The organism is Micromonospora sp. DT44, from assembly GCF_049841635.1.
Lineage (GTDB): Bacteria > Actinomycetota > Actinomycetes > Mycobacteriales > Micromonosporaceae > Micromonospora.
In genome coordinates, this window is record NZ_JBNCKS010000011.1 from 1 (window position 1) to 22664 (window position 22664).

Genomic DNA, 22664 nt, shown 5'->3' on the forward strand with positions numbered 1-22664 from the left:
ACCAGGCCACCACCAGTATCAACATCATCAGCCCGGACCCTTGACGACCACACCCACCGCCTAACTGAACGGCGTTGCCTCTAGCTGAGCGTCGGCGTCACCGAGGCCGGTCAGGATACCGAGGGTGAGCAGCTCCCGGTCCCGGCGCGCGAGTTGGGGCCGGACGTAGAGATCCCCGTACGACCAGGCGACGGAGCGACGGCTGAGCTCGGGTGATACGTCGGCGAGGGCTTCCAGGAGCTTCTGCCCGGCGCCGCCGTCGGCCTGCCGCAGGGCCTCAAGACCCCGCTCGTACTGTTCGTCCCCCGCCATGGTCACGCCCTACTTTCGCCCGGTCGTCCTGTCGGCTGGACCGGCGGGTACCCGTGACCGTGCCGGACAAACGGCTTGCGTCCCGCGCTCAGTCGCTACGGGGAGCGGCCGGGAAGCTCGAAGAAGTCGTCCTTGACGCTGCTGAGCAGAAGACGTCGACATCGAGGACCAGGTCGCTCCTGCCTTCTTCGGTCCAGAGGTCGACCAGGGAGCGCCAGCGATCGCCGAACCATAATGCAACTGATGTGTTCCAGGATTCGTCCGGCGGGGTGATCAGCGTGACAGCGCCGTAGTTGGCAACCGCCTGGAGGCATTCTTGCGAGATTTCGGCAGGAACTGGGTCTACTGGCGGTAGACCTGCGCCGATGGCGGCGTCTCGTCGCACCAGCGAGTCGACGAGGGCCTTAAGCGTTGGCCGCCAAGATGCTGGCGAGACTCTGGCCAGCCAGGCGTTGGGCGAACATCCACCGCGCTGGCCCCGGGCGGCCCGGTCGCGTGCCGGCGGCTACGGGCGTTGCCGGGGTCGGCGAGGCGCGTCACGGTGCCGGGTGGGATGCCGAGGCCGGCGCACGCTTGGCCCGCTGGATCTGCGCGTAGACGTGGGTCCGTAGCTCGGTGAACCGGGGCAGCGCCCGGGTGGTGAGCTGATCGCGTTCCCGCGGGAGGTCGATCACGAGGTCTTCCTGCACCCGGGTCGGCGAGTGGGACAGGACGAGCACGCGCTGGCCCAGATACACGGACTCGTCGATGTCGTGCGTCACGAACACAGTGGAGATACCGCGGTTCAGGTGCAGGTCGCGTACGAGGTCCTCCAGGTCCGCGCGGGTCTGCGCGTCCACCGCCGCGAACGGCTCGTCCATGATCAGCACTTCGGGCCGGTACGCGATGGCGCGCGCGATGGCCACCCGTTGCTGCATCCCACCGGAGAGCTGCCACGGATGGCTGCGTGCCGACTGCGGCAGTCCGACCGCGTCGAGGGCGTCGGCGACCCTTCGGTCGCGTTCGGCGCGGGAGAGCTTCTGGTGTCGAAGGGGAAACTCCACATTGCCCCGGACCGTCAGCCATGGATAGAGGCTGCGGCCGTACTCCTGGAACACCACTGCCATCGCCGGGCTCGGGCCCGTCACCGGAGATCCCTCCATGGTGACGTGGCCGCTGGTGGGCCGCAGCAGCCCGGCGAGGCATTTCAGGAGCGTGGTCTTTCCGCAGCCCGACGGGCCGACGACGCACAGCAGTTCGCCGGGCATCATGGTGAAACTGAGATCCGCGATCGCCTCGACCTCGCCCCGGCCGGAGGCGTAGACCTTCCGCAAGTTCTCGACCCGCAGCAGCGGACTTGCGTCAGGCACGGGTGACCTCCCTCATTCCGTGGTACCGGCCGGCCTGGTTGGCCGGGTCGTTGGCCCAGGTGAGCGTCTTCTTCATCGCCGCCGAGAAGTCCGCCACCAGAGTGGCGTCGGAGCCTTCAGGTTGCTCGACGTGATCGTGGTCAGGGTGGTGAGTCCGGGAACGGTGGCCTGGTATGGAGCGACCAAGAGAACGTCACCGCGCTTACGCATCTGGGTGATGAACGGCTCGGTCACCCAGGCGGCGTCGATGTTGCCGGCGGCGAGCTGGGCGGGCGCGTCCGGGAAGGCCACCTCGACGAACTTGACCTTGGTGGGATCGCCGCCGTCCTTCTCGACCGCTGCAATGATCGTGACGTCGCCGGCGGCACCCAGGCTGTTCACCGACACCTTGCGTCCGGCGAGCTGGGCCGGCCGGGTGATACCGGACTTCGCGGACGCCACCACGGCGTTGATGTCGTCGCCGTCGGCGTAGGACGACGCGTAGTTGCCGATGATCACCACGCCGAGGTTCTGCAGATCGGCGCGGAACGGGCCGAACGGCTGGCCGATGGCGAAGTCGATGTCGCCGTTGATCATGGCCGGGATGGCCTGGGCGCCGCCCTGTGCGGGCACCACCATCCGGAGGAGTGGGGGCCGGCGAGGAGACGTGAACCCTCCGACCGCATCGATTAGCGTCATGCAGAGCTGATTGATTGTCAAGAATTCCGATAAGGCGACTCGCATTGCGTCCGCAGTGGCCCGACCTCGATGAGAATACGTCGTGACGCGCGACGATTTTGTGACCCAACTGTGCGGTTGGTGGTGCGGCGGAGGAGGGAGCGACGACTTGGCGATCGTGATCGTGGGCGCTGGTATCGGTGGCCTCACCACCGCGCTCAGCCTGCACCGGGCCGGCTTCCGTGACATCGCCGTCTATGAGCGCGCCGACGCGCTGCGCCCACTCGGCGTCGGGATCAATCTGCTCCCGCACGCCGTCCGAGAACTGACCGAATTGGGCCTCGGAGAACGCGTGGAAAGGCTGGGCGCCGCGCCCGGCACACTGGCTTACTACAGCCGGCGCGGTCAGCAGATCTGGAGCGAGCCGCGCGGGCTGGATGCCGGATATCGCTGGCCGCAGCTTTCCGTGCACCGCGGCCGGTTCCAGATGGAACTGCTCGCTGTGGTGCGGGAACGGCTGGACGCCGACGTGGTGCGCACCGGGCACCGGCTCGTCGGCGTCCACGACGGCGTCGCGCGCTTCGCGATGGCAGCGGGAGAGGTGAGCGTCGCGGCCGACCTGATCGTCGGCGCGGACGGCATCCACTCCGCGCTGCGCCGCCACCATCGGCCCGACGAGGGCGAGCCGCTCTGGAACGGGCTGACGCTGTGGCGGGGGACGGCCCGGGCGCCCGGATTCCTGGACGGGCGAACCATGATCATGGCGGGGGACGCGGAGCAGAAGTTCGTCGCGTACCCGATCGGTCCCGGCGTGATCAACGTCGTGGCCGAGCGGCGCGGCCCCGGTTTCGCCGGACCGAACGCGGACTGGAACCGGACGTCGACCCCGCGCCGGTCGTCGCGCTCTTCGCGGACTGGCGGTTCCCGTGGCTCGACGTGCCGGAACTGTTGGCCGCCGCCGACGAGATCCTGGAATACCCCATGGTGGACCGCGATCCGATCGACACGTGGACCCACGGCAACACCACGCTGCTCGGCGACGCGGCCCACCCGATGTATCCGAACGGTTCCAACGGGGCGTCGCAGGCGATCCTGGACGCGCGTACCCTCGTCTTCCACCTCGCCACCGCGCCGACGGTCCCGGCGGCGCTGGAGGCCTACGAGGCGGACCGGCGGCCCGCGACCACCGCGCTCGTTCTGAGCAACCGGTGGCAGGGCCCGGAACAGGTGATGGTGCTCGCCCGCGAGCGCGCGCCGGACGGGTTCGCGCACATCCACGACGTCATCCCGCCGGACGAGCTGACCGAGATCGCCACCGGCTACAAGAAGGCGGCCGGCTTCCTGCCCGCCGATCTCAACGAACGGGCCTCCCTGACGCCGACGGTCTTCTCCGGTGTCCTGCCGTGACCGGCCCGGAAGCGACCGAACTGGACGCGGCACGCCTGGCCTCGGTCATCTCACCGCTGCGGCGCACGCTGCTCGCCGCCGCCCGGGCCGCCGAGCACCTGCCGGAGATCCCGGATGCGCAGATCGAGATCGTGCGGGCGTTGCCCCGGGGCACCGTGGCCGGCCCCGGTGAGCTGGCCGAGCGGCTGCGCCTGAGCCGATCCACGGTCAGCAACCTGCTCACCGCGATGGAGGGCAACGGCCTGGTCGAGCGCCGTCCCCGTCCCGGCAACCACCGTCACGTCGACGTCCTGGCCACCCCGAAGGCCCTCGACCTGTTCGACCGCTTCGACCTCGCGAGCGGAGACCTGGTCGCCCGCGCCGCGGCCACGCTGCCGGCGGCGGACCGCGCGGCCCTCGCCGCCGCGGTGCCCGCGCTGGAACGCCTCCGCGACGCCCTCGCGAACGCCAAGGACACTTCATGAGTACGCGCCGAGCCGCCGGTCGGGACGCCGTGACCGCCCCGCCGGTTCCCGGGCTGGAAGCCGCGTTCGAGGTGGAGGTGCGGCTGGGCGCGCTGGAGGACCACGGGATGACCCGTGCCGGTCACCGTCGCGTGGTGCCTGTTGTCGGCGGCCGGGTCACCGGTCTGTTCGAGGCCGACATCCTGCCCGGCGGCGCCGACTGGCAGGTGGTTCGCCCCGATGGCGCGATCGAGATCGACACGCGCTACTCGGCGCGTACCGTCGACGGCGGTCACGTCTACCTGCGTACGTTCGGCGTCCGCAGCGGCCGCGCGGAGGTCCTCGAGGCGTTGCTGCGCGGCGACGCCGTCGACCCGTCCGCGTACTACTTCCGCCTGGGCGTACGACTGGAGACGTCGGTGCCCGCGCTGGCCGTCCTGGAGCAGTCCGTCTTCGTGGCGTCGGCGATCCGCGAGGCCGACCGGGTGCGCTACACCGCCTACCGCGTCACGTAGCTGTTCCCGCCCAGGGCTGCGACAGGGCGCGCTTGTCGGGCTTGCCGCGGGGAGCCACTGGCACCCGGTCGTTCGACTGGATGGTCCGGGGGGCCGACGGTTCCCCGAGCGTCTGCGCCACCACCGCACGCAGCCGCTCGGCAGCAGGCACGCGACCGGAGCTTGGGTACCTCGCCGGGTATCCGCCGGTGTGGCTTTCTGTGGCGCACCTCTTGACTTCCCCTGAAGTCGGGCGTAAACAAAGCACAAGCAAAACGAAACGGCGGTGAAACAACACGATGTACGCCGAAGAACGACAGCAGGAGATCCTTCGCATCGCCCGGGACGTGGGCCGGGTCGAGGTGGCTGGCCTGGCCGATGGGCTCAACGTGACGTCGGAGACCATCCGTCGCGATCTCACCATCCTGGAGCGGGCCGGGGTGCTGCGCCGCGTCCACGGTGGAGCGATTCCGGTCGAACGGCTCGGGTTCGAGCCCGCGCTGGCGGCGCGTGACGCGGTGCTCATCGAGGAGAAGGAGCGCATCGCCAAGCTCGCCCTGAGCGAGGTGCCGGAGGAGGGCGCGATCATTCTCGACGCCGGCACCACCACCGCCCGACTGGCCCAGCTGCTGCCGGTCGACCGGGAGCTGACCGTCGTGGTCAACTCGCCGGTCATCGCCACGACCCTCAGTACCTATGCCAACCTCAACGTCCTGCTGTTGGGTGGACGGGTCCGGGGGAAGACCCTGGCGACCGTCGACGACTGGGCGCTGTCGCCGTTGGCGGACCTCTACGTCGACGTCGCGTTCATCGGGACCAACGGCATCTCGGTCGAGCGTGGGCTGACCACCCCGGACCCGTCCGAGGCGGCGGTGAAGCGGGCGATGGTCCGGGCGGCCCGCCGCACGGTGCTGGTCGCCGATCACACCAAGCTCGGCAACGACTATCTGGCCCGGTTCGCTGAGCTGGCCGACGTCGACCTGCTCGTCACCGACAGCCGTGCCGACCTCGACCTGGTTGGTGACCTGGAATCCGCAGGCGTTCGGGTGGTACGCGCATGAGAGCGGGCCGGGCATGATCGTTACCGTCACCCTCAACCCCAGCCTCGACCGGGCCGTGGAGGTCGACTCGCTCACCCGGGGCGAGGTCATCCGGGCTGCTACGGCCCACCTTGACCCCGGCGGCAAGGGCGTCAACGTATCCCGTGCCCTGCTGGCCAACGGCGTGCCGTCGGTAGCCGTGTTGCCCTCCGGCGGTGACGAGGGCAGCCAGCTCATCCGCCTGCTCGAGGCGGAGGGTGTGGAGGTCCTCGCCGTGTCGATCTCCGGAAGGACCCGTTCCAACATCACCCTGGCCGAGCCCGACGGCACGGTCACCAAGATCAACGAGCCTGGTCCGGCCATGTGCCGCGCCGAGTTTGACGAGGTGACCGACCGTGTGCTCGCCCGCGCCAGCGGTGCCGACTGGCTCGTGCTGTGCGGCAGCGTCCCGCCCGGCCTGCCCGCCGACGCCTACGCGCAGTTGTGCCGCAAGCTGCGCGCTGCCGGCGTCAGGGTCGCCGTCGACACCAGCGGCCCTGCCCTGCGCGAGGCCGCCCTTGCCGGCGCGACCCTGCTCAAGCCCAACCGCGACGAACTGGCCGAGGTGGTCGGCATCCCGCTGAAGGACCTCGGCGATGTGGTCGATGCCGCTCAACGCCTACGGGCATGGGGAGCCGGCACCGTGGTGGCCAGCCTCGGCGCTGACGGCGCCGTCCTGGTCAACGCCGAAGGGGTCCGCACCGGCACCTGTCCGGTCGCCCGGCCCCGTAGCACCGTCGGTGCCGGCGACGCGCTGCTCGCCGGGTTCCTCGCTGCGGGCGCGGAGGGTGCCGCCGCCCTGGCCGAGGGCCTGGCCTGGGGCGCCGCCGCGGTGAGCCTGCCCGGCAGCCGGATGCCCGGCCCGGCGGACCTGTTTCGCCACGACGTCACCATCCACCCCTAGCCGGACGATCTTCCCCCGCGGCCATCTGGACGCCCCTCGTGAAGGAGATAACCCCCGTGACTTCCTCTTCCTACACACCAGAAGTCAAGGGCCAAGGTGCCCGAGCCGCGGTGCAACGCCTCGGTGGCTACCTGGCCGCGATGGTCATGCCCAACATCGGCGCGTTCATCGCCTGGGGCCTGATCACCGCACTGTTCATCCCGACCGGCTGGATCCCTAACAAGACCCTGGCCGAACTGGTCGGCCCGATGATCAGCATCCTGCTACCGGTGCTCATCGGCTACACCGGCGGCCGGTTGGTCCACGGCCAGCGCGGTGCGGTCGTGGGCGCGGTGGCGACCATGGGCCTCGTCGTCGGCGCGGATGTGCCGATGATCCTCGGCGGGATGATTATCGGACCGCTCGCGGCCTATGTCCTCAAGCTCTTCGACGGCCTGATCGAAAACAAGGTCCGTCCCGGCTTCGAGATGCTGGTTGACAACTTCAGCGCCGGCATCATCGGCGCCGCGATGGCCATCGGCGGTGTCTTCGGCATCGGCCCGGTCGTCGAATGGCTCACCAAGCAGGCCGGCTCGGGCGTCGACTGGCTCGTCGGCAAGGACCTGCTGCCGCTGACCTCGGTGCTCGTCGAACCCGCCAAGGTGCTCTTCCTCAACAATGCCATCAACCACGGCGTGTTCGGCCCGCTGGGCATCGCCGAGGCGGCCGACAAGGGCAAGTCGGTCCTGTTCATGATCGAGTCGAACCCCGGCCCCGGCCTCGGTCTGCTGCTCGCCTTCATGGTCTTCGGTCCCCGCGCGCTGCGCCCCAGCGCCCCGGCTGCGATCATCGTGCAGTTCCTCGGCGGCATCCACGAGATCTACTTCCCGTACGTGCTGATGAAGCCGAAGCTGATCCTCGCCATGATCGCCGGAGGTGCGGCCGGCGTCGGCACCTTCGTGATCACCGGTGCGGGCCTGGTCGCCACCCCCTCGCCGGGCAGCATCTTCGCCTTCCTCGCGGTCACCCCCAAGGGTGGCCACGTCGGGGTCATCCTCGGCGTGGTGATCGCCGCCGCCGTCACCTTCGCGGTCGCCTCGGCGCTGCTCGGCTTCGGCCGTGGCGAGCCCGCCGCGGACGCACTCGGCCCGGAGGAGGAGACGGTCCGCCCGGACGAGGAGACGGTTGTCCGCCCCGACGAGGAGAAGGTCGTCAACACCGACGAGGCCCTCGACAAGCCGGCGAAGCAGGAGGTCTGAGCACATGTCCACCATCAACGGCACCGAGATCAAGAAGGTCGTCGTCGCCTGCGACGCCGGCATGGGCAGCAGCGTGATGCTGGCCAGCCAACTTCGGCGGCAACTGGCGAAGAACGCCGTGACCGTCGAACACACGCCGGTCAACTCGATCCCGGCGGACGCAGACGTGGTCATCTGCCACCAGGGGCTCGCCGCGCGGGCCCGGGTCAGCGCGCCTGACAAGGTGATCGTGCCGATCCAGGTGTTTATCGGCGACCCGGCCGTCACCAGGGTCGTGAACGCGGTGCAGCGCGGTGGTGAGCTGAGTGGCTGAGATGCTGGCCCGTGACGCGATCCGGCTCGACGAGCGGGCCGGATCGCGGGACGAGGCGATTAGCCGCTGCGGCGCGGTACTCGTCGAGGTCGGCGCGGTCGCCCCGGCGTACGTGGACGCGATGCTCGCCCGCGAGCAGAGTGTCTCCACGTACATCGGGGAGGGCGTCGCCATCCCGCACGGCACGCTGAACAGCAAGGAGTCGGTCCAGCGCGACGCCCTCGCGGTGCTGCGCTTCCCAGACGGCGTCGACTGGGACGGCTTCGACGTGCGGGTCTGCGTCGCCATCGCCGCGGCCGGCGACGGACACGTGGACATCCTGGCCCAGCTCGCCTCGGTGCTGATGGACCCGGCGCAGGCGCAGCGGCTACGAGAGTCCACGAGTGTCGATGACGTGATCACTATCCTCGAAGGGAAGCCCTCGTGAAGGTTGTTCGATTCCACGCACCCGGTGACGTCCGCATCGAGGACGCGCCCGAGCCCACACCGGGCCCCGCCGACGTGAAGATCCGCGTCCGCGCATGCTCCACCTGCGGCACCGACGTGAAGATCTCCCGCTTCGGCCACCACCACATCGCCCCGCCGCGCGTCATGGGCCACGAGATCGCCGGCGAGATCACCGAAGTCGGTGGCGACGTCACGGGCTGGCGGCCGGGGGACCGGGTCCAGGTCATCGCCGCCATCCCGTGCGGTGACTGCGCCGAGTGCCGGCGCGGCCGGATGACCGTGTGCCCCAACCAGGTGTCGATGGGATACCACTTCGACGGCGGGTTCGCCGAATACCTGGTCGTGCCGCACAACGTCCTCGCCGTCGACGGGCTCAACCGGATCCCCGAGGGACTCAGCTTCGCCGAGGCGTCCGTCGCCGAGCCCCTCGCCTGCGTCCTCAACGGCCAGAACCTCGCCGATGTGGGGAAGGGCGACGACGTGGTCGTCGTGGGCTCCGGGCCGATCGGCTGCCTGCATGTCCGCCTGGCCCGCTCGCGCGGCGCGGCCCGGGTGTTCCTCGTCGACCTCAACCGCGAACGCCTCGACCTGGCCGCCAACCTGGTCCAGCCGGACGCGGCGATCTGCGGCGCCGAGACCGACGTCGTCGACGCGGTGCTCAAGCTCACCGAGGGCCGGGGTGCCGACGTCGTCATCACCGCCACGGCCGCCGGCGTCGCCCAGGAGCAGGCGGTACAGATGTCCGCGCGGCAGGGCCGGATCAGCTTCTTCGGCGGTCTGCCGAAGGACAAGCCCGTCATCTCCCTGGACTCCAACCTCGTGCACTACCGCGAACTGACCATCGTCGGTGCCAACGGCTCCAGCCCGGAGCACAACAAGGAAGCGCTGCGACTCATCGCCAGCGGATCCGTGCCGGTTGCCGACCTCATCACCCACCGCCTGCCGCTCGACCGCGCCCTCGACGCCTTCGGCATCGTGGCGCGCGGCGAAGCGATCAAGGTGACCATCGAACCTTAGGAGGATCCGTTGCCCACCAGAACAGTCCTCGTCGGCTCCGCCAGCGGGCTGCACGCCCGCCCGGCGGCGCTGTTCGTCGCGGAGGCGGCGAAGCAGCCGGTGCTGGTCACCATCCGCACCAGCGACAAGAAACCCGTACCGGCCCGCAGCATGCTCGCCGTGCTGTCGCTCGGCGCCAAAAAGGGCACCGAGGTCACCCTGGAGGCTGACGGCGACGACGCGCAGGCCGCCGTCGACACCCTGGCCGACCTCCTCGAACGCGATCTCGACGCCGTCGATGCGTGAACTTCGGGGAATCGGGGCCAGCCCCGGTGGCGCGGCGGGGCCGGTCTACCGGCTGGCCCCGCCGCCGGCCCTGCCGCCGTTGGCGGGGACCGTTGATCCCGACACGGAGAAGGCAACAGTCCGGGCAGCGGTCCTCGCCGTCGCCACCGAGCTGACCCGCCGCGCCGACACGACCCGGGACGCGACCGCCGCCGACGTACTGCGCGCGCAGGTCATGATGGCGCAGGACGAGACGCTCGTCGACGCGGCCGACATCGCCATCGACGGCGGTGCGGACGCCCCGCACGCGATCACCGACGTGCTCGCCGAACACCGGGCCGCCTTCGAAGCCGCAGGCGGGTACCTCGCCGAGCGGGTCAGCGACCTCGACGACCTGCGGGACCGCCTCATCGCGGCATGTCTGGGAATGCCGATGCCGGGCGTGCCGAACCCTGGCCATCCGTACCTGCTCATCGCCCGCGACCTGGCGCCCGCCGACACTGCCGGCCTCGAACCGGATCTGGTCCTGGGTCTGGTCACGGCCGACGGCGGGCCGACCAGCCACACCGCGATCCTGGCCCGGACACTCGGTATCCCGGCCGTGGTTCGCTGTGCGGGCATCCTGGACCTGGCCGACGGCGAGTTGGCAAGTCTCGACGGCGCGAGCGGCGTCGTGGTGGCCGGAGTTTCCGCCCAGACGGTGACCACTGTCAACGCGGACCGGCTCGCGGAGATCGAACGCCGCACCCGCTCCCAAGGCCCGGGGCGGACCGCGGACGGCCATCCCATCGCACTCCTGGCCAACATCGGCTCCGCTCGCGACCTCACCGGCGAGGTGGAAGGCGTCGGATTGTTCCGCACCGAGCTGCTCTACCTCGACCGCAACGACCCGCCGTCGCACGAAGAGCAGGTTGCCGCGTACCGCGACGTCTTCGCCGCGCTGCCCGGCCGCAGGATCGTCGTGCGCACCCTCGACGCCGGCGCCGACAAGCCGCTGCCGTTCCTGCGTCTCGCCGAGGAACCCAACCCCGCGCTGGGCATCCGCGGCCTGCGGATCGCGCGGCAGACGCCGTCGGTGCTCAGTACGCAGTTGGCCGCGATCGCGGCGGCGGCTGCGGCGGCGGACGCCCACGTGTGGGTGATGGCGCCGATGGTGGCCACGGCGGCGGAGGCGGCCGCGTTCACCGAGTCCTGCCGCGAGCACGGCCTGCCAACCGCCGGCGTGATGATCGAGGTGCCGGCCGCGGCCCTGCGTGCCAGCCAAGTGCTGTGCCACGCGGACTTCTTGAGCATCGGCACCAACGACCTCAGCCAGTACACGTTCGCCGCCGACCGCATGTGCGGCGACCTCGCCGACCTGCTCGACCCGTGGCAGCCCGCGCTGATCGCGCTCCTCGCCTCCTGCGCGGCAGCCGGCGTCGAGGCGGGCAAGCCAGTCGGTGTGTGTGGAGAGTCGGCCGCGGATCCCGATTTCGCCCTGGTATTGGCAGGCCTGGGCATCACCAGCCTGTCCATGGCACCCCGCAGCATCCCGGCGGTGCGCGAGTCCCTGGCCGCACACACCCTGGACGAGTGCCGCCAGATCGCCGAGGCCGCCCTCGCCGCCCCCAGCCCGGAGGCAGCCCGGGCGGCGGCATCCGGTGCCTCGCGCCGACTCCCGTTGGGCGGCGGCACCGGATCGCCGTCGTGATGAGGGCTTGGCGACACGGCGTGTTCAGGTGCGCAGCAGCGGTAGCAGTTGCTCGCCCTGACGCCTGATCTCGCCCAGGTAGGGCGTGTCGGAGAGCACGAAGTGGGTGACGCCGAGCCGCTCGTATTTGCGCAGCGAGCTCGCCACGTCCTCGGGGGAGCCGACCAGCCAGGTGGTGCCCGCTCCGCCGCCACCGAACCTGCCGGGGGCGGTGTAGAGGTTATCGTCGAGGACCTCTCCGCGTGCGGCGAGGTCGAGCAGGCGGCGCTGGCCGACGGCGGTCCGCCACCTGTGTTCGCGGACGACACCGGCGCCCTTGGCCATGGCGGCAACCTTGGCTTCGGCGTCGGCCCAGGCCTGTTCGGTGGTGTCCCGCACCAGCGAGGTGACCCGTAGCCCGAATTCCAGCGGAGCGTGTTCGCGTCCCAGCTTCTCGCTGAGCTGCTTGAGTCGCTCGATCCGCTCGGCCACGCCGTCGAGGGGCTCGCCCCAGAAGAGCTGGACGTCGGCTTCGGTGGCGGCCACCTCTTCGGCGGCGGGGGAGGCGCCGCCGAAGTAGAGCCGGGGGTGTTGGCGCTGGCCGTGGACGATCGGTCGCAGCGCCAGGGTGGAGCCGGTGACGGTGAAGTGCTCCCCCTGGTAGGTGACGTTCTCCTGGGTCCACAGCTTGCGCACGATCTGCAGGAATTCCCGCGTACGGGCGTAGCGGTGGGCCGGGTCGCTCTCGCCGTCGCCGTACGCGGCCAGGTCGTCCTTGCCCGAGACGATGTTGATGAGCGTGCGGCCCTGGCTGAGGTGGTCGAGGGTCGCGGCGGCGGAGGCGAAGTTGGCGGGCCGCCAGTAGCCGGGTCGGATCGCGATCAGCGGCTGGAACGTGGTCGTCCGGGCGGCGAGGGCGGTGGCCACGGTGAAGGTGTCGGGCCGGCCCCAGCCGGTCCCGATGAGCGCGCCGCCCCACCCGTGCTCCTCCAGAGCCCTGGCGTGGCGTGGTGGGTGAGGGTTTCCAGGCTGTTGTGGTTGTCGGTCACGTCGTCGCCGCGGTGGCCGGGCTGGACCTGGTTCGGGATGTACCAGAGGAACTCGAGGCTCATCAGAGGGTCTCCCCGCTTCGGGGGCGGAACGGCGACAGCCGTCCCGCCCCGATGGGTTCGGTCAGCGGAACAGCTGTCGTGCGTTGCGGACCGCGTGCGCGGCGACGTCGCGGCCGAGCCGGACGCCGGCCTCGTCCGCGCTACGGGTGTGGATGCCCGACCACACCCGGGCGTCGACGTTCTCTTTGGTGGGTCGCCGCCAGTCCCGGTAGGTCCGGGTAGCGCCGGGAAGGCTCGGGCTGCTGATGGTGTACGGCTCCCGGGCCTGCGGCCCCAGCAGGGCGGTGAGCACCTGCTCGGCGGCGCCGGAGTAGGTGTTGTGCCCGCTCGGGTAGTCCGGATGCGGCGGCGTCGCGTGCAGGGGCGCCCAGGCGGGATCCTCTCCTGCGCCGGCCCGGACGGCGGTGACCGGTCGCCAGCGGAGGTAGGCGTACTTGGCGTCGGAGGTCGCGATCTGGGTGTCGACGAGCGCGACGTGGAAGATAGCCACGAGGCTCGCCCGCCCGGCGACCGGCCCGGTGGACTGCGCGAGCGCGGCGCGCAGGATCCCGGTGTAGAGGGTCAGTGAGGCGCCGAGCCAGAAGGTCGCCGTGTCGGTCTGCTGCGGTGTGCGTACCGCGCTGTCCACAGCCCCGTACGCCCGGACCTCGGCGAGGTCCGCCCGGTAGCGCTCCGAGTCCAGCGCGGGCGGTGGACCGGGCCGGTACCGGTCCGGGCGGTCGAGCAGGAACGGCCGGGCAAAGCGGTTTCCGGCCTGCTGAGCGGGGGAGAAGCTCGGTGGGGTGGGCTCCCAGATGCCCGGGCCTGGTTCGGGGTTCGGATACGCCGGATTGACGGAGGCGGGGTCGAGCCCGTCGCCCGTCCGCTGGGCCAGCAGCGAGCGTGCTTCGGCACGGCCGACGGACGTGCCCCGGTCCTTGGCCCGTCCGTCGGGGATCCGGTCCAGTGTGGTCCGCAGTGCCGTGTCGAGCGCGGCAGCGTCCTCGGGAATCAGGCTGCTCAGCGCGGTGTGGACGGCGGACGCGAGTGCGGCATCCTGGTAGTGGCGGGGGTCTCCGGTGGGCGCGGTGCGGGTGGCGCGGGCGGCAGCGAGCCAGCTGATCGCCCACGCGCGGTTGTTGGTGACCTGCGGCCGGGTGCCGGTCGCGACGGCGGCAGCGGTGGCGTCGTACCACGCCAGAGCGGTGTCGGTCGTGGTGGCGGCGGCGGCCGGCACGGCGGGAAGGCCGGCGACCAGCACGGCGGCGGCGATCATCGCCACACCACGGCGCCAGCCGCGGCGGCTCGACAGGATCATGATGCGATGGCTCCTCGCGTGGGAAGGGTGGAACGGGAGGGAAGGCGGCGTGCTCGGCTGCTCATCGGGCCGGTCCGGCGGCATGTGGCGTCGTCCCGCCGCGTCGGCGGTTGGCCGGATCGGTCAGCGACGGCGGCTGGTAGCCGGCGTCGGCGGGGTTCAGGGTGGTGCCGGGCGGGACGATGGCGTCGATGCGGGCGAGTACGTCCTCGGACAGGGTCACCTTGGCGGCGCCGAGCTGTGACTCCAGGTGCGCCAGGGTGCGCGGTCCGATGATCGCCGGCGTGACCGCGGGGTGTTCGAGGACGAAGGCGATCGCGAGGTGTATGAGGGAGAGCCCGGCCTCGTCGGCGAGTGTGGCCAGTTCGTCGACGGCGGTCAGCTTGGCGGCGTTGGCGGGCAGGGTCGGGTCGAACCGGGCCGGGAGCCGTTCGGCGCGTCCGGAGATCGGCGCTGTCAGGCCGGAGTGGTAGCGGCCGGAAAGCCACCCGCCCGCCAGCGGGCTCCATGGAATGACCGCCAGCCCGTACCGCTGGGCCACCGGTAGCACCTCGCGCTCGATGCCGCGGGCCAGAATCGAGTACGGCGGCTGCTCGCTGACCACCCGCTCCCTGCCGCGCCGTTGCGCGATCCACTGCCCCTCGACGATCGCGGACGGCTTGAACGTGGACGTGCCGATGTAGCGGATCTTGCCCTGGCGTACCAGGTCGGTGAGCGCGCCGAGGGTTTCGTCGAAGTCGGTCTCGGGCTCCGGCCGGTGTGCCTGGTAGAGGTCGATCCAGTCGGTGCCCAGCCGGCGCAGGCTGTTCTCCACCGATCGGACGATCCAGCGGCGTGAGTTGCCGCGGTGTTGCGGGTTGTCACCGACCTGGCCGTGGAACTTGGTGGCCAGGAAGACGTCGTCGCGCCGCCCGCCCGCGAGGGCCTTTCCGACGATCTCCTCGGACTCGCCGTTGGAGTAGATGTCTGCGGTGTCGATGGCGTTGATGCCCTCGTCGAGGGCCCGGTGGATGATCCGGATGCCGTCCTCGTGGTCCGGGTTGCCCCGTTGTCCGAAGTTCATCGCGCCCAGGGTCAGGGAGCTGATGCGGACGCCGGTGCGTCCGAAGGGCCGTTGGTCGACCATGACTTCTCCTTGGTGGTGGGTCAGCGGGACGCGGTGGTGAGCTGCCGCGTGAACTGGTTCGTCGGTCGGGTCAGCCCGTAGTGCTCGCGCAGGGTGGTCCCGGTGTATTCGGTGCGGAACAGCTTGCGGCGTTGCAGGATCGGCACGACGTGGTCGACGAACGTCTCCAACCCGGACGGCAGCACGGGAGGCATGATGTTGAAGCCGTCGGCCGCGCCGCCGCGGTACCACTGCTCGATGGCATCGGCGACGTGCTCAGGCGTGCCGGCGAAGGTGCGGTGCCCGCGCCCGCCGCCGGGCCGGCCGATGAGTTGGCAGACGGTCAGGCGTTCACGCCGGGCCAGGGTGACGATCAGCGTGTACCTGCTCTTGGCGCCCTCGATCTCGTCCTCGCTCGGCAGGTCGGCGGGGAGTTCCCGGTCCAGGTCGAGGTCCTCCGGCGCGACCCGCAACGTGGTGGCGAGCTGTTGCCGGGCGTACTCCGGTTTGATCAACCGGTCCAACTCCTCCTCCAGCGCGCGGGCCTCGGCCTCGGTGGCCCCGATCGCTGGCACGATGCCCGGCAGGATCTTGATGGTGTCCGGGTCGCGGCCGACCTGCGCGGCACGCTGTTTGAGGTCGCGGTTGAACGCCTGCGCCTCGCCGAGCGTCTGCTGCGCGGTGAAGACGGCCTCCGCGTGGCGGGCGGCCAGGTCCTTGCCGTCCTCGGACGACCCGGCCTGCACCAGCAGCGGATAGCCCTGGGGTGAGCGCGGGACGTTGAGTGGGCCGGCCACCTTGAAGTACCGCCCGGAGTGCTCCGGCGGATAGAGCAGCTCGTCGTCGCCCCACCGCCCGGCTTCCTTGTCGCCGAGCGGCGCGGCGTCGTCCCAGCTGTCCCAGAGTTTCTGGGACACCTCGATGAACTCGGCTGCCCGCTCGTACCGGTCCCGGTGCGCCGGCAGGTCGTCCAGGTTGAAGTTCCGGGCGGCCTTCTCGCCAGCGGTGGTGACGATGTTCCAGCCGGCCCGGCCGCCACTGGCGTGGTCCAGCGAGGCGAAGCGGCGGGCCAGGTTGAACGGCTCGTTGTACGTCGTCGACGCCGTCCCGATGAGCCCGATGTGGCTCGTCGCTCCGGCCAGGGCGGTGAGCAGTACGGTCGGTTCCAACGTGCCGCCCGGCCGTCGACCGATGCTGTTCCACAGCACCGGGCTGTCGGCGAGGAACAGGGAGTCGAGCTTGCCGCGCTCGGCGATGCGGGCCAGGCGCGTGAAGTGTTCGACGTCGGTCTGCGCGAACGGGTCGCTGTCGGGCAGGCGCCAGGCGGCCTCGTGGTGGCCGACGCCCATCAGGAACGCGTTGAGGTGCAGCATGGTCATCCTTCTGTCTGGTCGACGCCGAGCGCCCGCAGCAGGGTTTCGCGGTACGCGAGGAACTGCGGCTGTCGGTACGACCTCGGGGCGGGCAGGTCGATGGCGAGGTCGACGGCGATCCGCCCGCTGTCCAGCAGCAGCACGCGGTCCGCGAGAATGATGGCTTCGTCGACGTCGTGGGTCACGAGCAGCACCGTGGGTCGGTGCCGGGCATGCAGCACGCGCAGCAGGGCGTGCATGCGTAGCCGGGTCAGCGCGTCCAGCGCGCCGAACGGCTCGTCGGCGAGCAGGAGGTCCGGTTCGGACACCAGCGCCCGGGCCAGCGTCACCCGTTGCTGCTCGCCGCCGGACAGCTCATTGGGCCAGGCCCGTTCCCTGCCGGCGAGACCGGCCTCGGCGAGCGCGGCACGGCCGCGTTCGGTGGCGTCCGGCCCGCGCAGGCCGAGGATGACGTTGTCCAGCACGCGCTGCCACGGCAGAAGCCGGGCATCCTGGAAGACGACAGATGACTTTTCCGGTACGTCGATCAGGCCTGAGCCGGTGGCGTCGCCGTCCAGACCGGCGAGCGCACGCAGCATGGTGCTCTTGCCCGAGCCGCTGCGCCCCAGCAGCGCGACGAACTCGCCACTGGTGATCTCCAGGTCGAATCCGTCGAGGATCACCCGGTCCCCGAATCCTCGCGCCAGGCCGTGCACGCGCACGGCGCAGGACGCGGTCAGTCCGCCAGCGTGCGTCGCCACGACAGCGCCCTCCTCTGCGCGAGCCGGACGGTGCCGTCGGACAGCAGCCCGAGCAGTCCGTACAGCACGAGTCCAACGATGATCACGTCGGTCTGGCCGTACTCACGGGCGAGCTCCATCATGTAGCCGATGCCGCTGGTGGAGTTGATCTGCTCGACGACCACCAGGGACAGCCACGCCCCGACGACCGCGAACCGCATGCCGAGTAGGAAGCCGGGCAGGGCGCCGGGCAGCACGATCCGGCGGATGAAGGCGGTACGCCGCAGCCGTAGCGACTCGCCCAGTTCGACGTACCGGCTGTCGATGGTGCGCAGCCCGTTGTGGGTATGTATGTAGACGGGAACGAACACGCCCAGCGTGATGGTGATGACCTTCATCTGCTCGCCGATGCCGAACCAGAGGACGAGCAGCGGGATCAGCGCGAGGGCCGGATGGCCCGCTTGATCTGGACCGGGCCGTCGAGGATGGCCTCGCCCCACCGGCTCAGACCAGCGAGCACGGCCAGCACCGTGCCGACGGCCGTGCCGATGGCGAGGCCCAGGCCGGCCCGTTGAGCGGAGATGGCCAGGTTGGCCTGCAACCGGCCGTCGGCGATGAGGTCACCTGCCGTGGTCACCACGGTCCAGGGCGCCGACAGGGTGCGGGGGTCGATCCAGCCGGTTGCCGAGCCGGCCGCCCACACCGCCAGCAGCAGGGTCGGGCCGATCGCCGCCCCGAACGGGATGGGGCGGCGCGGCGTGAGTCGGCGTCGCGGCCGGCCGGCGGGAGCGGCGGCGTCCGACCGGGGTCGGGCCAGGGTCGAGGCGGTCACTGGGCACCTCCGGCAGTCAGTGCCTGCGCGCCCAGCGATTCGTACCGTCGGTCGTACAGGTCCTCAGCCGTGAGGCGCTTGTTGCCGGTCTCCTTCGCCAGCAGGTCGATGGTCTCCTGGTGCCGGGCGATGGCCTCGGTCCAGTTCGCCGGGATGTCGGCCACGCCGCTGTTCGCGACCAGCCACCTGCCGTCGTCGGCGGTCAGGCCCTGGTCCTTGACGTAGTAACGCTCGATCCACTCGTCCGGATTGGCCTCGCGCCACCGCCATGCCCGCGCCCACGCCTGCACGGGCTCGCGGATCGCCGCGGCCTTCGCCGGATCACCGAGCACGGTGACGGGCGCGTACAGGTGACCGGGGTCGTCGCGCAGGCCGTGCGCGATCGTCGTGCCGCCGTCCCGGGTGTACTTGGTCTCGTACCGCTTGATCTGCACACCGCCGATCGGCGCGACCTCGACCTGGCGGCTGGCGAGCGCGGTGTTGTAGACGTCGCCCGTGCTCGGCAGCTCGACCAGCTTGACGTCCTTCTTGGTAAGGCCGGCCTTGTGCAGTACCCGCAGCACCAGTGCTCCCTGCGCCTGGCCCGGGCTGTACGCGATCTTCTTCCCCGCGAGGTCGCTGAGGGTGGCGACCGTGACGCCCGGTGCGATGCCGAGCCGGTAGATGGCGTGGTTGAGCGGGTCCTGGCGGAACTTCGAGGCCACGATCTTCGTGGGGATACCCGTCCAGTGCGAGTGGAACGGCGGGATGTCCGCCACCGAGCCGATGTCCAGCGCCTTCGCGCGGAACGGACCCAGGGCGGCGAGCAACCGTCGATCGGTACGAGGAATCGGCTGCAGGTCATCGTCGAGCCGGCGGCGCGAGTGGAAACAGAGAGGATCGCGGGCTCAGCGGCAGCAGCCGCAGGCGGCGGTCCAGCCACGGCAGCATCCCCGCGACACCGCGATGGCGGTGCCCTGAAGCAGGGTGTGTTGGCTGGTCACGGATACGACGTTAACCCACATTTCCTATGTGTCAAGTAGGATTTCAGGCGCTGGGACGGGCGGTGGTGATCCGTTGGCGTACGCCATCCCCGTGTACCGGCATCGATCTACTCGCAGGTGGGACAGGGCGCGATACTTTGACGCGCTCGGGGCGCAGTTTGGTGGCCGCGGTTGGCGGCCGGCGGTGACCCTCGGTCATCCTCGTGGGACGGATATGGTCGTGAGCGGCATGCCTCAGAGTCATATTCATACCTCTGAGGTATGCCGCTCACCAGCACATTCCCTCGCGCAGTCGACTGCCGTCGTTCAGCCGGTGCGATCGACGATCGCGCCGAAGTGCCTGGCCAGCCGCAGGGCGCGTACGTTGTCCGGCGCGATGTAGGCCTGCTGGACGAGGTGCCCGTGCGCGGCGGCCAGTCCGGCCAGCCACCGGGCGACCGCCGTACCGACGCCGATGTCCTGCCGGTCGTCGGCGATCAATATCGCGACCTCCGGCGGCGCGCACTCCTGCCAGAAGAGATGGGCGAGGCCCACCAGGCGGTCTTGCCCACACGTCGAGATCAGGACGGTGTAGCCGTTGTCGGGTCGGGTCAGGTGCCGCCACTCACTCGCCCGGATCCGGCTCCGGCCCGCGTGGTAGCGGGCCGCCCGGCTTGCGGCGGAGCAGTCCCGCAGGTGGAAGTGATTGACGAGGTCCAGGTCGATCGTGGCCGGAATCCTCGTACTCTTAAGGTTCTTTGAAGTTCTTCCGCTCCGCTTGATGCTCGGCAAAACGGCTCACTAACCTCATCTCGTCCGGATCGCCCTCAGCTTCACGATCCGGGCAAAACGTCCTCTGAGGAACGTGGCCACTGTCATGAGGCTGTCCCGCCGTACCCTGCTCGGCTCCGCGATGGCCGGCACCGCGGCCACCGTCGCCGGCGTCTCGCTCGACGCCCTGACGGCCGGTCCCGCCGCTGCCGCGGTCAGCCCGCCCGGCGACGTGGTCGGAAAGATCACCGTCGGCTACCAGGGGTGGTTCACCGGGGCCGGCGACAGAAGTCCGTTGTCGGGCTGGTGGCACTACGGTCAGGACTGGCAGAAGACCCCCTCGCCCGGTCACCTCAGTGGGGGCGGACTCGGTTGTCAGCGGCATACCTCAGAGTCATATCCACGCCTCCGAGGTATACGGCCCACCAGCACATCGACTCGGCCGGCAGCGCAGGGTTAGGCGCGCTGGGGACCTCCTGCGGGCGGTGGCTATCGGCGTTGGCGGTGTCTCTTGTGTCTCCGTTCAGGAGTTGGTGACCTGACTTCGTCGACGTTGTAGTCGGCCTGTTGGTTCGTCGGTGCCACCGATGATTGGATGCCTGCCATGTCAGTGGTGATGTTCATGGCGCCCATCTGTTGGGCCTTGTAGCTGATGGCTTGCTGGCTGACGCTGCTGTTGCCGTATTGGATGTCCGGCGTGACGGCGGATCCGGTGTAGTCGGTGTAATTGGACCGGCTCGGGCCGGCGACGGAAGAAAAGGCGGCGCCTCCGCTATCGGAGTATCTGGCGTACTGGGAGGCGTCGGTGGCGAGCTGGTTGAAGCCGTAGGACGCACTCGTGCCTTGTTGAGATGTGTGACTGCTGGCGTCGTACGAGGGATAGGATTGCTGGAATGTGTACGATAACTGAGCCCCGACCGAATAGGGATTCGTGCTCTGAAACCCAATGTCCGATCCTGTTTGACGTGGACTGGCGTCGTAGAGGTCGGCCGAGGAGGCAAAATCGTACGTATTCTGTACATGGTATTCCTGTGGCGCAGGGTTATCGGCGTACAGCCCCGAGGGCCCTGGATAGGGCAGGGCGGATCCTCCGGGGGTGGGCAACAGGTTGTCAATCGGCGCGATGACCTGTTCGTGCTGCTGGGCCTCGTAGGGCGCGTTCGGTCGCCAGTTCGAGGGCAGATTGATCCTGCCTGGCACCGCCAGGTCCCGGTCGGCGCCGTAGGGAAAACGATCGGGGTGTGACTGCAGGACGTAGGTCCCGTCCTCTCTGGTCAGAGTGTACGAAGCTGTGAGAAGTCCGTGGGCCTGGGCAAACTCGTTGACCACACTCAAGCTCACCTTCGAGACGTTGGCGGCGGCGTGTCGGCCGGTTTCGTGAGCCCAGGCCATGACGAGTCGGACGTCGGCGATTGCCGGATTGTCGATGACCTCCTGATACGCTGCCTGCGTGGCGATCTTTGCCCAGCCGACGGGTAGTGGAATCTTCTCCGCCGCCGCTCGATTCATGTCCGCGCCGTGGGGGGCAAGTTCCGGGTGTGACTCCACGAAATAATAATGGCCCACTCTGACCCGAGTGTAGTACCCATTGGGCAATCCGTGGGCATCGGCAAGGTCGTTCAACACACCATGTCCAAGCGCCGCCAGTCCGAGTTTTGGTCCAACGAGTCGGCCGTTTTTTCTTGCCCAGGCGAGGGCGAGTCGGCCATCGACGATGCCGGGGTTGTATAAGACCTCCTGGTAGGCGGTCCGCCTTAGAGGATGCCCCTCCGCGCGGGACAGCCGAGCCCTCTCTTCTGCGGCCCAATGCCGATCGGCGCCGTCGGGGAAAAGCTCGCGGTGTGAGCGTAGTCGGTAGGATTGCGCTGCGTTGACGCTGCCCCGACCGTCGTACGTGAGGGTGTACGAGCCAGGGGGGAGCCCGTGGTCGGCTGCGAATTCTACGACCATTTCCTGGCTTACCCTTTCGATTGTTTTAGTAGGGCGGAGTCGGCCGGTTTCGCGCGCCCATTTTAGTACGAGTTTTGCATCGGCGATTTCTGGGTCATCGATGACTTCGTCGTAAGCCAGGCTCGGATAGGTTCGCCCCCAACCGTCGGGTGGGCTGATTCTATTAGGTGCCGCAAGATTTAGGTCCGCGCCGTTCGGGAAGCGATCCGGATTCGATTGTAGATGGTAAGATTTGATGGTCGAGCGGTTGCCGTCGTGAATAAGGGTGTACGAGCCCGAAGGTAGCCCGTGTGCTGCGGCGAAGTCGTCCAGCACTTTTTGACTCAGCTTGGATATCTCCGCCTTGCGCAGGCGCCCCGTTGCGCGTGTCCATGCCATTACAAGAGGAGGATCGGCGAGGCCAGGGAGATCGACGACCTCCTGGTAGGCTGCCGGCGCGAAGGCCCGCATCCAGCCGGCGGGTGGCTGAATTCGCCGAGCTGCCGCGGATCTCGGGACGGCGCCGTCGGAGGCAAGCTCAGGGTGGTCCTGCAGGAAATCCTTCGATCCGATCCGCTCAAGTGTGTAGTAGCCGGAGGGGAGACCGTGCGAATGGGCAAAGTCGTTCAACATCTCCTGGGTCAGCCGACTGGTTTTGGTGACTGTGGGCGCCATTCGGCCTGACGCGTGTACCCAGGCCATCGCAAGGCGGGCATCGGCGACGCCGGGGTTCTCGATGACCTCGTCGTAGGCCATCGGATCATGGGCGTTGCGGGGTCGGAGCGGGAAATGTCGGGGCATTTGTGGTCCTCCCGTTTGGATGGTCGCTGTTTAGCCCCTACGGCGCGTCCACCATGAAGGTTCATCGCGTCGCGGGGCAGAAAGATATCGATGCCTGCCGTTGCCTGGTGCGCCGAGCGCGCAGCGTCCGCTCAACCCCGGTGACCCAGGTGGGGCTCGAACCACCCCAA

At 69.6% G+C, this 22664-nt stretch carries 25 protein-coding genes and 1 pseudogene; 12 read left to right on the forward strand and 14 right to left on the reverse strand.

Annotated elements, in window-relative coordinates; all coding sequences use genetic code 11:
• Window positions 1-60: 60 nt before the first annotated feature.
• From ACLQ25_RS08450 to ACLQ25_RS08465, 4 genes are all read right to left on the reverse strand, one after another.
• Window positions 61-312: a hypothetical protein gene (locus ACLQ25_RS08450; protein ID WP_425730339.1), complete on the reverse strand. Its 252-nt coding sequence runs from the start codon at window positions 310-312 to the stop codon at window positions 61-63.
• A gap of 88 nt (window positions 313-400) precedes the next feature.
• Complete coding sequence (locus ACLQ25_RS08455) at window positions 401-697, reverse strand: DUF7668 domain-containing protein (RefSeq protein WP_425730340.1); 297 nt, start codon at window positions 695-697, stop codon at window positions 401-403.
• A gap of 151 nt (window positions 698-848) precedes the next feature.
• Window positions 849-1661: an ABC transporter ATP-binding protein gene (locus ACLQ25_RS08460; protein ID WP_425730341.1), complete on the reverse strand. Its 813-nt coding sequence runs from the start codon at window positions 1659-1661 to the stop codon at window positions 849-851.
• Window positions 1662-1733: 72 nt separating this feature from the next.
• Entirely contained in the window at window positions 1734-2279 is a 546-nt protein-coding gene (locus ACLQ25_RS08465; RefSeq protein ID WP_425730342.1) for an ABC transporter substrate-binding protein, read from the reverse strand.
• A gap of 223 nt (window positions 2280-2502) precedes the next feature.
• Here ACLQ25_RS08465 and ACLQ25_RS08470 point away from each other — a divergent pair.
• The 12 genes and pseudogenes from ACLQ25_RS08470 to ptsP all read left to right on the forward strand — a co-directional run.
• A pseudogene (locus ACLQ25_RS08470) lies at window positions 2503-2967 on the forward strand (FAD-dependent monooxygenase); the annotation flags it as partial.
• A gap of 287 nt (window positions 2968-3254) precedes the next feature.
• Window positions 3255-3725, forward strand: a complete 471-nt coding sequence (locus tag ACLQ25_RS08475) for an FAD-dependent monooxygenase (protein ID WP_425730343.1) — start codon at window positions 3255-3257, stop codon at window positions 3723-3725.
• Complete coding sequence (locus tag ACLQ25_RS08480) at window positions 3722-4189, forward strand: MarR family winged helix-turn-helix transcriptional regulator (protein ID WP_425730344.1); 468 nt, start codon at window positions 3722-3724, stop codon at window positions 4187-4189. The genes ACLQ25_RS08475 and ACLQ25_RS08480 overlap by 4 nt, the downstream gene beginning before the upstream one ends.
• On the forward strand, window positions 4186-4683 hold the full coding sequence (locus ACLQ25_RS08485) for a DUF3237 family protein (protein ID WP_425730345.1): 498 nt from the start codon (window positions 4186-4188) through the stop codon (window positions 4681-4683). The genes ACLQ25_RS08480 and ACLQ25_RS08485 overlap by 4 nt, the downstream gene beginning before the upstream one ends.
• A gap of 278 nt (window positions 4684-4961) precedes the next feature.
• The gene (locus ACLQ25_RS08490; protein ID WP_425730346.1) at window positions 4962-5723 is read left to right on the forward strand and encodes a DeoR/GlpR family DNA-binding transcription regulator; all 762 of its coding nucleotides are present in this window, start codon (window positions 4962-4964) and stop codon (window positions 5721-5723) included.
• Between the two features lie 13 nt (window positions 5724-5736).
• Window positions 5737-6645: a 1-phosphofructokinase gene (gene pfkB, locus ACLQ25_RS08495; RefSeq protein ID WP_425730347.1), complete on the forward strand. Its 909-nt coding sequence runs from the start codon at window positions 5737-5739 to the stop codon at window positions 6643-6645.
• A gap of 56 nt (window positions 6646-6701) precedes the next feature.
• A complete protein-coding gene (mtlA, locus tag ACLQ25_RS08500; protein ID WP_425730348.1) occupies window positions 6702-7883 on the forward strand; it encodes a mannitol-specific PTS transporter subunit IIC in 1182 nt (393 codons plus the stop codon).
• A 4-nt stretch (window positions 7884-7887) separates the two neighbouring features.
• Window positions 7888-8196, forward strand: coding sequence for a PTS lactose transporter subunit IIB (locus ACLQ25_RS08505; RefSeq protein ID WP_124778212.1), 309 nt, complete (start codon window positions 7888-7890; stop codon window positions 8194-8196).
• A gap of 1 nt (window position 8197) precedes the next feature.
• Window positions 8198-8623 (forward strand): PTS sugar transporter subunit IIA, encoded by a 426-nt coding sequence (locus ACLQ25_RS08510; protein ID WP_247683094.1) that lies wholly within the window; start codon window positions 8198-8200, stop codon window positions 8621-8623.
• Entirely contained in the window at window positions 8620-9660 is a 1041-nt protein-coding gene (locus ACLQ25_RS08515; protein WP_425730349.1) for a zinc-dependent dehydrogenase, read from the forward strand. The genes ACLQ25_RS08510 and ACLQ25_RS08515 overlap by 4 nt, the downstream gene beginning before the upstream one ends.
• A 9-nt stretch (window positions 9661-9669) precedes the next feature.
• Window positions 9670-9945, forward strand: a complete 276-nt coding sequence (locus tag ACLQ25_RS08520; RefSeq protein WP_354992317.1) for an HPr family phosphocarrier protein — start codon at window positions 9670-9672, stop codon at window positions 9943-9945.
• Entirely contained in the window at window positions 9938-11614 is a 1677-nt protein-coding gene (ptsP, locus tag ACLQ25_RS08525) for a phosphoenolpyruvate--protein phosphotransferase (protein ID WP_425730350.1), read from the forward strand. The genes ACLQ25_RS08520 and ptsP overlap by 8 nt, the downstream gene beginning before the upstream one ends.
• Window positions 11615-11638: 24 nt before the next feature.
• On the opposite strand, the gene ACLQ25_RS08530 is transcribed toward ptsP, so the two are convergent.
• The 10 genes from ACLQ25_RS08530 to ACLQ25_RS08575 all read right to left on the reverse strand — a co-directional run bounded on the left by ACLQ25_RS08530 (window position 11639) and on the right by ACLQ25_RS08575 (window position 22449).
• Window positions 11639-12688, reverse strand: a complete 1050-nt coding sequence (locus ACLQ25_RS08530; RefSeq protein WP_425730454.1) for an LLM class flavin-dependent oxidoreductase — start codon at window positions 12686-12688, stop codon at window positions 11639-11641.
• 78 nt (window positions 12689-12766) lie between these two features.
• The gene (locus ACLQ25_RS08535; protein ID WP_425730351.1) at window positions 12767-14002 is read right to left on the reverse strand and encodes a vanadium-dependent haloperoxidase; all 1236 of its coding nucleotides are present in this window, start codon (window positions 14000-14002) and stop codon (window positions 12767-12769) included.
• Window positions 14003-14063: 61 nt separating this feature from the next.
• Window positions 14064-15128, reverse strand: coding sequence for an aldo/keto reductase (locus ACLQ25_RS08540; protein WP_425730352.1), 1065 nt, complete (start codon window positions 15126-15128; stop codon window positions 14064-14066).
• 20 nt (window positions 15129-15148) lie between these two features.
• On the reverse strand, window positions 15149-16480 hold the full coding sequence (locus ACLQ25_RS08545) for an LLM class flavin-dependent oxidoreductase (RefSeq protein ID WP_425730353.1): 1332 nt from the start codon (window positions 16478-16480) through the stop codon (window positions 15149-15151).
• Between the two features lie 2 nt (window positions 16481-16482).
• The gene (locus tag ACLQ25_RS08550; RefSeq protein ID WP_425730354.1) at window positions 16483-17220 is read right to left on the reverse strand and encodes an ABC transporter ATP-binding protein; all 738 of its coding nucleotides are present in this window, start codon (window positions 17218-17220) and stop codon (window positions 16483-16485) included.
• A complete protein-coding gene (locus tag ACLQ25_RS08555) occupies window positions 17196-17597 on the reverse strand; it encodes an ABC transporter permease (RefSeq protein WP_425730355.1) in 402 nt (133 codons plus the stop codon). The genes ACLQ25_RS08550 and ACLQ25_RS08555 overlap by 25 nt, the downstream gene beginning before the upstream one ends.
• Before the next feature lie 38 nt (window positions 17598-17635).
• Complete coding sequence (locus ACLQ25_RS08560; RefSeq protein WP_425730356.1) at window positions 17636-18031, reverse strand: ABC transporter permease; 396 nt, start codon at window positions 18029-18031, stop codon at window positions 17636-17638.
• The gene (locus tag ACLQ25_RS08565; RefSeq protein WP_425730357.1) at window positions 18028-18840 is read right to left on the reverse strand and encodes an ABC transporter substrate-binding protein; all 813 of its coding nucleotides are present in this window, start codon (window positions 18838-18840) and stop codon (window positions 18028-18030) included. Before ACLQ25_RS08565 ends, ACLQ25_RS08560 begins: the two co-directional genes overlap by 4 nt.
• A gap of 480 nt (window positions 18841-19320) precedes the next feature.
• Window positions 19321-19785, reverse strand: coding sequence for a GNAT family N-acetyltransferase (locus tag ACLQ25_RS08570; protein WP_425730358.1), 465 nt, complete (start codon window positions 19783-19785; stop codon window positions 19321-19323).
• Window positions 19786-20253: 468 nt separating this feature from the next.
• Window positions 20254-22449, reverse strand: a complete 2196-nt coding sequence (locus tag ACLQ25_RS08575; protein ID WP_425730359.1) for a hypothetical protein — start codon at window positions 22447-22449, stop codon at window positions 20254-20256.
• Between the last annotated feature and the right edge of the window lie 215 nt (window positions 22450-22664).

Bases quoted from the DNA above. Each gene is read 5' to 3' on its own strand.
- ACLQ25_RS08450 (WP_425730339.1), bottom strand. From the start codon at position 312: ATGGCGGGGGACGAACAGTACGAGCGGGGTCTTGAGGCCCTGCGGCAG.
- ACLQ25_RS08465 (WP_425730342.1), bottom strand. From the start codon at position 2,279: ATGGTGGTGCCCGCACAGGGCGGCGCCCAGGCCATCCCGGCCATGATC.
- ACLQ25_RS08485 (WP_425730345.1), top strand. From the start codon at position 4,186: ATGAGTACGCGCCGAGCCGCCGGTCGGGACGCCGTGACCGCCCCGCCG.
- ACLQ25_RS08490 (WP_425730346.1), top strand. From the start codon at position 4,962: ATGTACGCCGAAGAACGACAGCAGGAGATCCTTCGCATCGCCCGGGAC.
- pfkB (WP_425730347.1), top strand. From the start codon at position 5,737: ATGATCGTTACCGTCACCCTCAACCCCAGCCTCGACCGGGCCGTGGAG.
- ACLQ25_RS08505 (WP_124778212.1), top strand. From the start codon at position 7,888: ATGTCCACCATCAACGGCACCGAGATCAAGAAGGTCGTCGTCGCCTGC.
- ACLQ25_RS08510 (WP_247683094.1), top strand. From the start codon at position 8,198: ATGCTGGCCCGTGACGCGATCCGGCTCGACGAGCGGGCCGGATCGCGG.
- ptsP (WP_425730350.1), top strand. From the start codon at position 9,938: ATGCGTGAACTTCGGGGAATCGGGGCCAGCCCCGGTGGCGCGGCGGGG.
- ACLQ25_RS08535 (WP_425730351.1), bottom strand. From the start codon at position 14,002: ATGATCCTGTCGAGCCGCCGCGGCTGGCGCCGTGGTGTGGCGATGATC.
- ACLQ25_RS08540 (WP_425730352.1), bottom strand. From the start codon at position 15,128: ATGGTCGACCAACGGCCCTTCGGACGCACCGGCGTCCGCATCAGCTCC.
- ACLQ25_RS08545 (WP_425730353.1), bottom strand. From the start codon at position 16,480: ATGCTGCACCTCAACGCGTTCCTGATGGGCGTCGGCCACCACGAGGCC.
- ACLQ25_RS08555 (WP_425730355.1), bottom strand. From the start codon at position 17,597: ATGAAGGTCATCACCATCACGCTGGGCGTGTTCGTTCCCGTCTACATA.
- ACLQ25_RS08575 (WP_425730359.1), bottom strand. From the start codon at position 22,449: ATGGCCTACGACGAGGTCATCGAGAACCCCGGCGTCGCCGATGCCCGC.